This window comes from Acidiphilium sp. (assembly GCF_049977125.1).
In the GTDB taxonomy this organism is placed as follows: domain Bacteria; phylum Pseudomonadota; class Alphaproteobacteria; order Acetobacterales; family Acetobacteraceae; genus Acidiphilium.
The window spans coordinates 2824-16051 of the sequence record NZ_JBMFGY010000049.1; the positions used below are offsets into that span (position 1 = coordinate 2824).

14 protein-coding genes and 2 tRNA genes are annotated in these 13228 nt (G+C 64.0%); 7 read left to right on the forward strand and 9 right to left on the reverse strand.

Features of this window, described 5'->3' with window-relative positions; translation table 11 throughout:
* From ACP5E6_RS09490 to ACP5E6_RS09500, 3 genes are all read left to right on the forward strand, one after another.
* Positions 1–455: FAD-dependent oxidoreductase (locus ACP5E6_RS09490; RefSeq protein WP_427953992.1), on the forward strand; the 455-nt coding region annotated here is incomplete at its 5' end.
* Positions 448–1743 (forward strand): NAD-dependent dihydropyrimidine dehydrogenase subunit PreA, encoded by a 1296-nt coding sequence (gene preA, locus ACP5E6_RS09495; protein ID WP_427953993.1) that lies wholly within the window; start codon positions 448–450, stop codon positions 1741–1743. The genes ACP5E6_RS09490 and preA, both read left to right, overlap by 8 nt.
* Positions 1740–3260, forward strand: a complete 1521-nt coding sequence (locus ACP5E6_RS09500) for an NCS1 family nucleobase:cation symporter-1 (protein WP_427953994.1) — start codon at positions 1740–1742, stop codon at positions 3258–3260. Before preA ends, ACP5E6_RS09500 begins: the two co-directional genes overlap by 4 nt.
* A 40-nt stretch (positions 3261–3300) precedes the next feature.
* Here ACP5E6_RS09500 and ACP5E6_RS09505 read toward each other — a convergent pair.
* Positions 3301–3372: transfer RNA gene (locus ACP5E6_RS09505), tRNA-Thr, on the reverse strand.
* Positions 3373–3463: 91 nt separating this feature from the next.
* Between ACP5E6_RS09505 and ACP5E6_RS09510 the strand changes: the two genes are divergently transcribed.
* Positions 3464–3539: transfer RNA gene (locus tag ACP5E6_RS09510), tRNA-Ala, on the forward strand.
* Positions 3540–3724: 185 nt separating this feature from the next.
* Here the strand turns inward: ACP5E6_RS09510 and thiE are convergent.
* From thiE to ACP5E6_RS09535, 5 genes are all read right to left on the reverse strand, one after another.
* Positions 3725–4348, reverse strand: coding sequence for a thiamine phosphate synthase (gene thiE / locus ACP5E6_RS09515; RefSeq protein WP_427953995.1), 624 nt, complete (start codon positions 4346–4348; stop codon positions 3725–3727).
* Positions 4345–5259 (reverse strand): class I fructose-bisphosphate aldolase, encoded by a 915-nt coding sequence (locus ACP5E6_RS09520; RefSeq protein WP_427953996.1) that lies wholly within the window; start codon positions 5257–5259, stop codon positions 4345–4347. Before ACP5E6_RS09520 ends, thiE begins: the two co-directional genes overlap by 4 nt.
* Entirely contained in the window at positions 5259–5633 is a 375-nt protein-coding gene (locus ACP5E6_RS09525) for a hypothetical protein (protein ID WP_427953997.1), read from the reverse strand. Before ACP5E6_RS09525 ends, ACP5E6_RS09520 begins: the two co-directional genes overlap by 1 nt.
* Positions 5630–8002 (reverse strand): DNA translocase FtsK, encoded by a 2373-nt coding sequence (locus ACP5E6_RS09530; protein ID WP_427953998.1) that lies wholly within the window; start codon positions 8000–8002, stop codon positions 5630–5632. Before ACP5E6_RS09530 ends, ACP5E6_RS09525 begins: the two co-directional genes overlap by 4 nt.
* Positions 8003–8165: 163 nt before the next feature.
* Positions 8166–9512, reverse strand: coding sequence for an ammonium transporter (locus tag ACP5E6_RS09535; RefSeq protein ID WP_427953999.1), 1347 nt, complete (start codon positions 9510–9512; stop codon positions 8166–8168).
* A gap of 15 nt (positions 9513–9527) precedes the next feature.
* On the opposite strand from ACP5E6_RS09535, the gene ACP5E6_RS09540 reads away from it, so the two are divergent.
* The gene (locus ACP5E6_RS09540; protein ID WP_427954000.1) at positions 9528–9707 is read left to right on the forward strand and encodes a hypothetical protein; all 180 of its coding nucleotides are present in this window, start codon (positions 9528–9530) and stop codon (positions 9705–9707) included.
* A gap of 152 nt (positions 9708–9859) precedes the next feature.
* A complete protein-coding gene (locus ACP5E6_RS09545; RefSeq protein ID WP_427954001.1) occupies positions 9860–11080 on the forward strand; it encodes a UbiH/UbiF/VisC/COQ6 family ubiquinone biosynthesis hydroxylase in 1221 nt (406 codons plus the stop codon).
* On the opposite strand, the gene ACP5E6_RS09550 is transcribed toward ACP5E6_RS09545, so the two are convergent.
* A complete protein-coding gene (locus ACP5E6_RS09550; RefSeq protein ID WP_427954002.1) occupies positions 11075–11776 on the reverse strand; it encodes a COQ9 family protein in 702 nt (233 codons plus the stop codon). The two genes, ACP5E6_RS09545 and ACP5E6_RS09550, sit on opposite strands and share 6 nt — an antisense overlap.
* A gap of 13 nt (positions 11777–11789) precedes the next feature.
* On the reverse strand, positions 11790–12356 hold the full coding sequence (gene def / locus ACP5E6_RS09555; RefSeq protein ID WP_427954003.1) for a peptide deformylase: 567 nt from the start codon (positions 12354–12356) through the stop codon (positions 11790–11792).
* Positions 12357–12584: 228 nt separating this feature from the next.
* Between def and rpsU the strand changes: the two genes are divergently transcribed.
* Positions 12585–12788, forward strand: a complete 204-nt coding sequence (rpsU, locus tag ACP5E6_RS09560; protein ID WP_007421557.1) for a 30S ribosomal protein S21 — start codon at positions 12585–12587, stop codon at positions 12786–12788.
* A gap of 97 nt (positions 12789–12885) precedes the next feature.
* Here rpsU and ACP5E6_RS09565 read toward each other — a convergent pair.
* The coding region (locus ACP5E6_RS09565) for a DoxX family protein (protein ID WP_427954004.1) at positions 12886–13228 on the reverse strand (343 nt) is incomplete at its 5' end.

The window sequence follows — 13228 nt, forward strand, 5'->3', positions numbered from 1 at the left end:
GCGCCGAACTCGTCACCATCGTCTACCGGCGCGGCCGGGACGACATGGGGGCGACGCCGGCCGAGCAGGATTGGGCGCTGACCAATGGTGTGGCCTTGCGGCTCTGGGCCACGCCGCTCGCCTTCAACGGCGATACCGCGGTGACCGGCGTGCGGTTCGCCCGCACCTCAAGCGACGCGCGCGGTGCCCTGATGCTCAGTGCCGACCATTTCGCCCTCGAGGCGGACATGGTGCTCAAGGCGACCGGTCAGGCAGTCGCTTTGGCCGATGCGGACGGCCTCGCCCATCACGAGGGCCGCATCGTGATCGACGATATCACGCGTGCAACCTCGCTCCCCGGCGTGTTCGCCGGCGGCGATTGCGTGGCGGGGCCGGATTTGACCGTCCATGCGGTGCAGCACGGCAAGCTCGCCGCCGCCGCGATCGGGCACTATCTGGAGGCTGCGCATGACTGATCTCAGGATCGATTTCGCCGGCATCCGCGCACCCAACCCGTTCTTTCTCGCCTCCGCTCCGCCGACCGACAAAGCCTATAATGTCGAGCGCGCGTTTCGCGCCGGTTGGGGCGGAGTGGTGTGGAAAACCCTCGGCGAGGACCCGCCGGTGGTCAACGCCAGCAGCCGCTACGGCGCGGTTGCGTTTCAGGGCCAGCGCATGGCCGGGCTGAACAATATCGAACTGATCACCGACCGGCCGCTCGAGGTCAATCTGCGCGAGATCGCCACGGTGAAACGCAACTGGCCCGATCGGGCGATGATCGTCAGCCTCATGGTCCCCTGCGAGGAGCAGGCCTGGGCCGAGATTCTCCAGCGCGTCGAAGCGACCGGGGCCGATGGGGTGGAACTGAATTTCGGCTGCCCGCACGGCATGTCCGAACGCGGCATGGGCTCGGCGGTCGGGCAGGTGCCGGAGTACGTCGCGATGGTGACGCGCTGGTGCAAGCAGCACACGCGGATGCCGGTGATCGTGAAACTGACCCCCAACATCACCGACATTCTGATCCCCGCGCGCGCCGCGCGTGACGGGGGGGCCGATGCGGTCTCGCTGATCAATACGGTGCAATCGATCGTCGGGGTCGATCTCGATGCGATGGCGCCGCTGCCGATGGTCGAGGGGCTCGGCACCCACGGCGGCTATTGCGGCCCGGCGGTCAAGCCGATCGCCCTGCGCATGGTGGCCGACATCGCGCGCGACGCTGCCATGGCGTCGCTGCCGATTTCGGGCATCGGCGGTATCGCCACCTGGCGGGATGCGGCGGAGTTCCTCGCCCTCGGTGCCGGGATGGTGCAGGTCTGCACCGCCGCGATGCATTACGGGTTTCGGATCGTCGACGATCTGATCGATGGTCTGTCGAACTGGATGGATCAGAAGCACTACGCCCGCATCGCCGATGTCACCGGCCGCGCCGTGCGCAACTACGTCAACTGGCACGACCTCAACCTCGCCTGGCGCACGATCGCGCGGATCGACCCGGCATCATGCATCGGCTGCGGCCTGTGCCACATCGCCTGCGAAGACACCGCCCATCAGGCGATCGTCGCGGAGACCGCGGCCGGGCGGCGAACCTATCGGGTGATCGATGCCGAATGCGTCGGCTGCAATCTCTGCCATCACATCTGCCCGGTCAGCGGATGCATCACCATGATGCCGCAACCCGCGCCCACCCGCCTGACCTGGCAGGATCACCCGAACAACCCGCTGCGCCGCGCGCCCGACTATGCAACATCCGAGGTCCCCTCATGAGCCGATCCACCGCATCACCGGATACCAGCGCCGTCACCCTGACCAACGCCGATCTGGCCCCGACCACCGCGGCACAGCGGACCTGGCGATGGTATCATTTCGTCGCGCTCTGGATCGGGATGGTGATGTGCATTCCCTCGTACACGCTGGCATCGAGCATGATCGGTGCGGGGATGTCGTGGTCCGAGGCGGTGATCACGGTGTTTCTCGGCAATCTGATCGTGCTGGTGCCGATGCTGCTGATCGGCGATGCCGGGGCGCGCTACGGCATTCCCTACGCAGTGCTCGCGCGCGCTTCGTTCGGCACCACCGGGGCGCGGCTGCCGGCGATGATGCGCGCCCTGGTCGCCTGCGGCTGGTACGGCATCCAAACGTGGTTCGGCGGTGAAATGATCTACACGCTCGGCGGCGTGCTGGTCGGCCACCCGATCGGCGGTGCCGCGATCGCGGGGCTCGGCATCAACGCCTCACAACTGGTCTGCTTCCTGCTGTTCTGGGCGATCGAGCTCTGGTACGTGTTTCACGGCATCGAGGCGATCCGCAAGCTTGAAACCTATACCGCGCCGGCCAAAATCATCATCTGCGCGCTGCTGCTCTGGTACGTCTATGAAAAAGTCGGCGGGTTCGGACCCTTGCTGAACCAGCCTTCGGCATTTGCGCCGGGCGGGGCCAAGGCCGGCCAGTTCTGGAGCGTGTTTTTCCCCTCGCTGACCGCCATGGTCGGATTCTGGGCGACGCTTGCGCTGAACATCCCCGATTTCACCCGCTTCGCCAAAACCCAGCGCGATCAGGCGATCGGCCAGGCGATCGGCCTGCCGGTGCCGATGGGGCTGCTCGCGGTATTTTCCGTGCTGGTCACCTCGGGCACCGTGGTGATGTACGGCAGCGCGATCTGGGACCCGGTGACGCTGGCCGGCAAAATGACCGGTGGTGCAGTGCTGCTCGCACTCGTGTTCCTGCTGGTCGATACGATCAGCGTCAATCTGGCGGCCAACCTCGTCGGCCCGGCCTATGATTTTTCCTCGCTCAGCCCGCGCCGGATCAGCTACCGCACCGGCGGCATGATCACCGCCATCATCGCCATCGTGATGATGCCCTGGAAAATCCTGGCCTCAACCCACGGTTACATCTTCACCTGGCTGATCGGCTATTCCGCGCTGCTCGGGCCGATCGCGGGGATTTTGATCGTGGATTATCTGCTCATCCGCAACCGCCGCCTCGACGTTACTGATCTGTACAGCAACGACGGGCGCTACAGCTACCGCGCCGGCTGGAACCCCGCCGCCCTCGCCGCCCTGGTGCTCAGCATCCTGCCCAATCTTCCCGGCTTTCTCAACGCGGCCTTCCCCGCGAGCTTCCCTCATGTCGCGCCGGTATTCGTTACACTCTACACCTATTCCTGGTTTGTTGGCCTCACGATTGCCGCCTTGATCTATGCGGCGTTGATGTGGCGCGCCCGTGCCGGTGTGATGCAGGCTACGCCCGCACGCCTGAGTGTCCATCCGGAAATACCGTGATGGTTTCGAGTCTCTTTTGAGGAAATATCGAGGAGGAACATGCCGGGTGAGGGATTTGAACCCCCGACCTTCGGTTTACAAAACCGCTGCACTACCACTGTGCTAACCCGGCGTTCACCCGACCTCATATCACGACCGCGCCGTCTTTCCACCCCCCCCTTGCCTCCCCCACCTACCCGGTTTATAGGCCGCGCTTAAGTTGTGGGGCCATAGCTCAGTTGGGAGAGCGCCTGAATGGCATTCAGGAGGTCGGCGGTTCGATTCCGCTTGGCTCCACCAAATTCATCAACCTGTTGTCCGCTTGCCGCCATTGGGTGACGGGTGGGGTGGTTGGCCGATCGCGATTTCACGTGATGAGATCGATGTTGGTCGCGCCGTTGAAGGGGACAGGTTTCCCTGATCGGTGATTGCCTTGCGGGTTGGAGCTGTTTCCGGTTCAACCTGAGCCGGCGGCCTCTGGAAGGTCACTCCTCAGTCATCGCCGCCAACATGGTCGCGACCCCCGCCGCCGGCCCGCCCTGATGCCCCCAAACCGCCCCGACGACCGCGATAAAATCCGCTCCTGCCGACACCAGCGCCCCGCAATTCGTGGCATCGATCCCGCCGATCGCCACACAAGGCACCTCCATCACCCCACTCCACCACGTAACGATATCAACCTCTGCCCGCACCGGCGCATCTTTGGTCCCCGTCGGAAAAAATGCCCCGAACGCCACATAATCCGCCCCATCCTCCGCCGCCTCCATCGCCAGATGCCGGCTTGCATGGCACGTCACACCAAGACTCAATCCCCGAACCAGCGCCCGCGCTGCCTTCACACCACCCTTCGGCAGATCATCCTGACCCAAATGAACCCCATCGCACCCCAGCCGCACCGCCAGATCTGCCCGATCGTTCAAAATAAACGCGACATCTCGCCCCTGCGCCACCGGCAGCAACCGATCCACCGCCCGGCACAGCGTATCATCATCAACATCCTTCAACCGCAACTGAAACGCCGCGACCGCGCCCGCATCCAGCGCCGCCGCCAAAAGATCAGGGAAATCCTCCCCGATCCGTGGCGGCGAAATCACATAAAGCCGGCTCAAGCCTTCCCCTGATAAATCGCGATAATCTCTGCCAGCAGCGCCAACGCCTCATCGCGTGGTCGCGTGAATGAATTGCGCCCGACGATCGAACCCGATCCACCGCCGGCATGAACCCCGCGGATCGTCTCCAGCAGGGAGGCCGATTCCGCGGCCTCCCCGCCCGAAAACACCACCAGCCGCCGCCCCGCGAAACAGGACTGCACCACATGGGCAATCCGCTTCTCAAGGGTCGACGTATCGACCAACTCATAGGCCTTGCGCGCCGCTTCCAGCCCGATATGGTCGGTTGGTGGCTTCACCTTGATCACATGGGCCCCGAGCAACGCGGCCATATGCGCGGCGTAGGCACAGATATCCACCGCCGTCTCCGCCGCCTTGTTCAGCATCGGCCCCCGCGGATACGACCACAACACCACGACCAGCCCCGCCGACTTCGCCTCCGCCGCCAGGTCACGAAATTGCTCCATCAGCTTGAACTGGTATTCCGATCCCGGGTAAATCGTGAACCCGATCGCCGAACACCCTAGCCGCAACGCATCCGAAACCGATCCCGTCACCGCCTGGTCCTTCTCGGTGGCCAGGGAATTCGACGAATTCAGTTTCAGTATGGTCGGAATGGACCCCGCATAACGTCCCGCAGCCGCCTCCAGCATCCCCAGCGGCGCCGCATAGGCCGACAACCCGGCGTCGAGGGCGAGCTGAAAATGATAATGCGGATCATATGCCGCCGGATTACTGGCAAAACTACGCGCCGGCCCATGTTCGAATCCCTGGTCCACGGGCAGAATCACCATCTTCCCGGTCCCGCCGAGTTTCCCTTGCATCAGCATCCGAGCCAGATTGCCCTTGGTGCCGGGGTTGTCGCTCTCATACCAATCCAGAATGTCCCGAACTCGCCGCGTGATATGCATCATGCTCTCCCTGTATCCATCCATGCCGCCAGGCGCCGGTCGGCGCCTCGCTCTGCTAAGTCGAGCGCCGGCGGCGCGGTATCAAGCAGCAGCGCCCCACACGCTGCCGCGATCTCCGCCACCGCCGCGAAATTAGGCACCGCCCGCAGCAGCACCACCCCCCGCAGCCCCAGCCGCATCGCCTCCACCGCTCGCCCCGCGCCATCGCCGCAATTGAGCAACGAAACGACATCCAAATCCGCGACGATCGCGGCCCACCATGCACAACCGCCATAAACCGCGAATCCCGACGGCGACAGCAGCGTCGCCCCCCGCCGCGCAACCCTCTCCGCCTGTCCTCGGTCGTACACAACGACCCCAGGTGCCAGTTTCAATCCCGATCGCTTTCGATCAGCACTTCCCGCTTGCCGACATGGTTCGCTGGCCCAACCACCCCCTCTTTTTCCATCTGCTCGATCAGCTTGGCCGCGCGATTATACCCGATCTGCAAATGCCGCTGAATGAACGAGGTGGACGCCTTGCCCTCCCGCGCCACCAGAGCCACCGCCTGCTGGTACAACCCGCCTTCCCCTGCTTCGGCCGCGGCCAGGCCTGGCATGTTTGGCGCATCGTCGTCCACCGCCTCGGTCACCGCATCGAGATAATCCGGCTCCCCCTGCTCACGGAGATACGCCACGACATCCTCGACCTCCCGATCCGAAACGAACGGCCCATGCACCCGGGTGATCCGACCGCCACCCGCCATATAGAGCATGTCGCCCATCCCCAGCAGCTGCTCGGAGCCCTGTTCGCCCAGAATGGTCCGGCTATCGAATTTCGAAATCACCTGAAACGAAATCCGCGTCGGAAAATTCGCCTTGATCGTCCCGGTGATCACATCGACCGACGGCCTCTGCGTCGCCATGATCACATGGATGCCCGCCGCCCGCGCCATCTGTGCCAATCGCTGCACCGCCGCCTCGATCTCCTTGCCCGCGACCATCATCAGATCGGCCATCTCGTCGATCACCACGACAATCAGCGGCAACGCCTCAAGCGCCAGCGGCTGATCCTCGAACGTCGGTCGCCCGGTCTCGGAATCGAAACCCGTCTGCACCCGCCGTGTGACCACTTCGCCCTTCGCCAGCGCCTCGTTCACCCGATCATTGTACCCGCCGATGTTGCGCACCGAGAGACCGCTCATCGCGCGATACCGGCGCTCCATTTCGCGAACCACCCATTTCAACGCCGCCACCGCCTTGGCCGGCTCGGTCACCACCGGCGCGAGCAGATGCGGGATGCCCTCGTAGACCGAAAGTTCCAGCATCTTCGGATCGATCATGATAATCCGGCATTGCTCAGGCGACAGCCGGTAGAGCAAGCTCAGAATCATTGCGTTGATCCCGACCGACTTGCCCGACCCGGTGGTCCCCGCGATCAACAGATGCGGCATCCGCGCCAGATCCGCGATCACCGGCTTGCCCCCGATGTCCTTGCCCAGCGCGATCGAAAGCTTCCCGGCCCCGCTGCCCCAGTTCGCCAGATCCATCAGCTCTGATAAATAAACCGTCTCGCGCTTGGCGTTCGGCACCTCGATGCCGATGACATTCCGCCCCGCAACGGTTGCGATCCGCACCGCCAGCACCGAAAGACTGCGCGCGATGTCATCGGCAAGCCCGATCACCCGCGCCGAGCGGATGCCGGGGGCGGGTTCCAGCTCATAGAGAGTCACCACCGGCCCTGGCCGAATTTCCACGATGCGCCCTTGAACGCCGTAGTCGCCGAGCACCGTTTCCAGCAGCCGCGCGTTGGATTGCAGCGCCTCCGCCGAAGGGCCAGTGGCCGCGCGCGGCGGCGCCGTCGCAAGCAATTCGAGCGGCGGCAGCCGCCACCCGGTGTCTGGCAGGGGCAGGCGCTCCTGCACCGGCGGTGCCTTCCTGGCTGGGGCGGCGCGCGTCAGTCGCGCCGGTGCCGGGGCAGCGCCCGGTCGTTCCGGCAGCGGCAACCTGATCCCGGCTTCGTCATCCGCCTCGAACGGATCGATCATCGGCGGTGTGCTCAGGACCGGCGCCAACCAGGCCGACACCGCCCCCGCGCCACTGCGCGCACCACGCACCGCCCGACCGCTCTGCCGCGCCGAAACCATCGCCGCCGCCCGCGCCCGCCGCCCCGCCGCGCGCCACTCACCGGGACTTAGCCCGAAACCGTACAAAGCACCGCCAAGCCCGACGATCGTGGCGAATGCCAGCGCCAGGCCGCGTCCGATCATGCCAGGTAACGCGTGTCCCGCCGGGGCGCCGATGCCGCCGAGTAGCGCACCGCACACACCGCCCAGACCCGCCGCGACGGGCCAAGGCGTCACCATCATCGGATCGATCGTCTGTGTCACGCCAAAGGCCATCGCCAATGTCGGCAGCGCAACCAGCGTGGCGAACAAGCGCAGCCGCCAGCGGCTGACACGGCCATGGCTGACCAGGAGAAACGCCCACGCCAGAAGCACCAGCGCCGGCAAGGCACCCGCGATGCCGAAACATTGTAGCAGCACATCGGCAACTGTCGCCCCGAACCGCCCCGCCAGGTTGCGCACCGGCAGGCTCGACGCGGTATCGAACGATGGATCACCCGGATGATACGACGCCAAAGCGATCAGAAGGGTCAGCCCGACCAGCGCCACGGCCAAAGCGGCCAACTCGGCCAGATGCCGGGCGAACCGCGCTTTCAGCGCCGGGGACAGGAAATTTCGCGTCTCGGTGGTCACAGACATCGGGCAATCGGACTCCGGCGATTCATATCAGCGTGAACTATACCTCAAATCCTCCTGATTCGACAAAACAAAACGACCGGAACCCTGGCGGGGTCCGGTCGCTCTCGGTTGATCAGTTACTTCTATCGCAGACTCGGCCGGATATTAACCGGCCGTTGCCGCATCAGTCGCCCAACACGGGCACGCCACGCTGCCCATCGGCATAGATCGCATAGGCCTCCTCGCCATGCGCGGCCTCATCGCCCATTTTGAGCATTTCCTCATCCATCCGTAGCGGTACCACCAGCCGGATAAGATTCAGAATGATCACCGTGCCGACCACGTTGATCGCTATAATGAAGGCGGCACCCTCGATTTGCAGCAATACCTGATGGAAGCTGCCGCTGTACCACATGCCGGTCACATTGACCGCACTGTCCTTGCCGGTCGCGAGATATTCGATCATGCCGGGATCGGCGAGGACGCCGGTGCCGATGCCGCCGATCAATGCCGCCACGCCATGGGTATGGAACACGCCGAGCGTATCATCGACCTTGCGGAACAGCCAGGATTTGCCGAGCTTATTCCAGGTCAACCAGGGGATCACGCCAGCGAGCAGTCCGAGCACGATAGCACCGACGCCGTTGACATAACCTGCGGCGGGGGTGATCGCGACGAGTCCTGCGATCATGCCGTTAACTGCGCCGAGAACCGAGGGCAGACCAAAGGCAAACACGTCGAGCACGGTCCAGGTCAGCAGCGCCATCGCGGTAGCGATGTTGGTGTTGAGCACCGCGGCCCCGGCATCAGCGTTGGCAAAATACGGATCGCCGCCGTTGAAGCCGTTCCAGCCGAGCCACAAGATACCGGCGCCGGCCAGGGTGATCAGCAGGGAATTCGGCTGGAAGCTCTCGCGATCACGCGCGAGGCGCGGACCGATCACCGCTGCCGCCGTGAAGCCAGAGGCCGCTGCTGTCAAATGGATGACGTAACCGCCCGAATAATCGACCACGCCAAGCTGACCGAGCCAGCCGCCACCCCAGAGCGAGAAGGCGCCGACGGTGTAGACAAAAGTCATCCAGATCGGCACGAAAATCATCCAGGCTTTGAAATTCATCCGCCCGAGAACCGAGCCGGCGAGGATGATCACGGTAATCGCCGCGAAGACGAACTGGAAGAACACCATGGTGGACATTGGGAACGCGATCGGCGGCATGCCGGAGGCCGCGGCCGGAATCACGGCTTCCTTCAACTCGTTGTAGGCTGAGATGATCTGTCCAGGATGGCCGATGAACGGGAACCATTGCTTGCCGAAAGCCATATTGTAGGCCCACAGCACCCAGACGATCAGCACTGCGGCAAACGCATACAACGCCATGAAGGCGGAGTTGATCGCCCATTTCTTTTTGACGATGCCGCCATAGAGAAGAACGAGGCCAGGCACGCTCTGCAGACCGACCAGCGTTGCCGCTGTCATCTGCCACGCGTTATCGCCCGGGTCGAGCCATGCGGGGGAGGGTATCAGTGCCATTGTGTTTTCGTCTCCATGCTTCCCATCTTCCGTGTTGCCCAGCCGCGCGAGCGACCGTCCGACGGCGCGCAGGCGCCGCTCCCCCAACGCAATGCAGATTTCATGCCAAAGATTTCCAGCTTACCCACCGCTTACGAAAGCTTCATCCGATTTTCGACGATTTTGTGGCTCAGCGAAAAAATTGCCTATAAATAAAGCAAAATCCTGATTAATCCGCTGGCAATCTTGCTCGATCGTGCGTCTGCTCACAATGCCGCGACCATCAGGCCCCCGCGCATACGCCTGGTCAGAACAAAGTGCTTGCGCGCCCGCCTTGCATGATCGTCAGGACATGCGAGATACGGATCATGACCCAGACGTCATTTGACATTGCCATCATTGGGGCCGGCCCGGTCGGTGCCGCCCTTGCTCTCGCTCTCGCCGACACCGGTCGCTCGGTCCTGCTGATCGATCGTGCCGCGCTGCCGCCGATGGAGCATCCGGATTTCGATGGTCGCGCCTATGCTATCGCACTCGGCTCGCGCGCCCTGCTCGATCGCGCCGGGTTGTGGGATGCGCTGCCCTTTGCGCCCTGTCCGATCGAACAGATCCGGGTGTCGGACGGTAAGCCCGGCCGCCCGGCCTCGCCGATGTTTCTGCATTTCGACCATCGCGACATTGGTGACGATCCGTTCGGCTGGATCGTGGAGGCGCGCGCGCTGCGCATGGCGATCAACCGAACCCTCGCTGATTCGCGGGTCGTGGTGCACGCGCCGGCGGTTGCCGCCGTGAAGCGCCACGCTGACCACGCGGTGGTCGATGTCGCCGGTCATGGCTGTTATCGCGCGCGGTTGATCATCGCCGCCGATGGACGGGCCAGTTCATTGCGGAGCGAAGCGGCAATTCCGGTCACACGGTTCACCTATCGCCAGAGCGCGGTCGTCTGTGCGATTGCGCATGAGCTGCCCCACGGCAATGTCGCGCTCGAACATTTCCTGCCGGGAGGTCCGTTCGCGCAGCTGCCGATGAACGATACCAGCGATTCCGGCGATGGAACCGATGTCAGCGATATCGAGCACGTCTCGGCCATCGTGTTCACCGAATCCCATGCGATCGCCCGGCGGCTGAGCACGATGGACGATGCCGGCTTTACGAGCGAAGTGGCGCGCCGGCTCGGCGATCACCTCGGCGCGATCCGGCTGATCGGCAAGCGATGGACCTATCCGCTCTCGGCGCTGCACGCGCATCGCTACTATGCGACCCGGCTCGCCCTGGTCGGCGATTCCGCCCATGGTGTCCACCCGATCGCGGGCCAGGGGCTGAACCTTGGCCTGCGCGACGGCATGGCGTTGGTTGGTTTGATCGAAACCGCCGACGATCCGGGCGATGCCGCGGTGCTGGCGCGCTATCAGCGGGCGCGACGGCCAGATAATCTGATGATGCTGGCGGCAACCGATGCGCTGGACCGGCTGTTCTCAACCGACTTGCCGCCGATCCGTCTCGCGCGTGACATCGGTCTCGCGGCGGTGAACCGGATGCCTGTGCTCAAACGGGCGTTTATGCGGACGGCGATGGGTCTTTCGTCATGAGCCCGGCGCCCGGCAAGGGCTCGCGCAGGGAGTGGGCAGGCGCAGGCGGGGCAGGCGGGGCAGGCGCAACTTCGGAAACCGGGGAGTTCTGGATTTCGGCATTCTCGCCTCGATCGTTTTTCTGATCTTGCCGATGCTCGCGACGTTGTCGAGTCGACGGTCGAGAAAGGCGATGGTGTCCTCGTCATCGTCGGACATGTCGCGCAGCCAGAACAATAGCGTGCTGGTATAGACCCCTGCGAGGAGCGCGCGCTTGGTGTACCAGGCGAAATCGGCCGATCGGTCGCCGGCGGCGTGCCAGATCGCATCGACCGTGCGGGCGGTGATGGTGGCCGCGAGTTTCGCGTTCTGCGGCAGCGCCAGAATAGCCACCGCCCGGCCAATCGCCTCGCGGTAGCGCCGGTTTTGCTCGAAGCGCAACGAGATGATCGCACGCACCCGGCCGGGTGTTCGATAGGCCGCCAGATCGGCGGCGCGGGCGGCGCGCTCCATGTCCTGGTCGGCGAGGCAGGCCCAGGCCTCGATCATCTCACTCGCCCCGCCCGGAAACAGAAACGCCGCGTCCTCGGCATCGCGGCCGCAAGCGAGCAGAGCCCGGCGCAGCGCGATCCGGGTCCATCCCTCAAACGCGACCTCGTCGATCAGGGCGCGGATCACGGCCTCATCGTCGGGCAGCATGGTTTCGCAGGGATTCATCGCCGTGGTCTCCTTATCGGGGTCTCGGAACGTCGGGTCGGGATGCCATGATGTCGTCGCGGAACCGAACGACCTCCTCATTATAGCCGAACATGTGCGGATCGCGTAGCCGCGCCGGGTAGAGAATGCCGTCGAGATGGTCGGTTTCGTGCTGGATGACGCGCGCATGAAACCCCGCCGCGGCACGGGTGAACATCGTGCCGGAGGCGTTCATTGCCCGCATGGTGACGCGCGCGGCGCGGGGAACCAGACCGGTCATGCCAGGGATCGACAGGCAGCCCTCCCAATCCTCGATCGTTTCGCCGTCATCCAGCACGAGTTCGGGGTTGATCACCGCACTGAGGGGGAGAGGAGCATCGTCCGCGGCGCCGGAGACGCGCCGCTCAGGAACTTTATAGATGAACAGACGCAGCGGAACATGAACTTGCGGTGCCGCGAGGCCGACACCGCCGGCATCATCGAGGGTTTCGATCATGTCGGCGAGCAGGCGGCGGATTTCCGGCGCGGTTACATCCTCGACCGGGGCAGCGCGGCCCAGTAGAACGGGATGGCCCATCCGGGCCAGTTTGAGGATTGCCATGCCGTTCACATGGCGCAATTCACCGATTTGGCAAACCCGTATGGCGCCCCGCAATGATTTTTTCGCGGGGACTGTTGGCAAACCGGCGGTTTTTGCTATATCGGGTCCCAAGAGCTGATCCTTATCGGCCCGAACGGCCGCCACGCTATCACCTAGCGGGGCTTTTTCTTGTTTTAATCAACGACTTATCAACCAAATTTGCTGCAGAGCAACGGAGTGTCAGGCCAAGTGCAAGTTCTCGTTCGTGACAACAATGTCGATCAAGCGCTGAAGGCGCTGAAAAAGAAGCTTCAGCGTGAAGGCGTGTTCCGCGAGATGAAATTGCGCCGCCATTACGAAAAACCCTCAGAGCGCCGCGCCCGTGAGGCCGCCGAGGCGGTGCGCCGCGCCCGCAAGATGGAACGGAAGCGGATCGAACGCGAAGGCTTCTGATCCGCCGCGACCTGATTTCGCGGCGTCTTCGGATTGGGAGATGTCAGGTGTCACTGGCGTCCGTCCGGACTACCGGTCGCATCCCGTATCGGTAAGGTCAGCGCCGGTCGATCGAAATCCGCCCCGGTCCGACCGAGGCGAGGATCAGCAATCCGCCGCAAATCGACAGGTCGAGTAGGAACTGGATTTCGGCGGAAACGGCGGCTACGCCCTGCATCAGCCAGAACCGATGCGTGAGCCAGTTAGCACCGATCGTGAACAGGATCAGGATGATGGTGCCGATGCGCGTCCGCAGTCCGAGCGCCACCATGATCCCTCCCGCGAGTTCACAGGCAATAGCGATGATGCCGCCAAATGTTGGATAGGGCGCATGCAGATGCACCAGCAGGTGCACGATGCCGGGCCAAGACATCAGCTTGCTCCACCCCGCCTGGATGAAC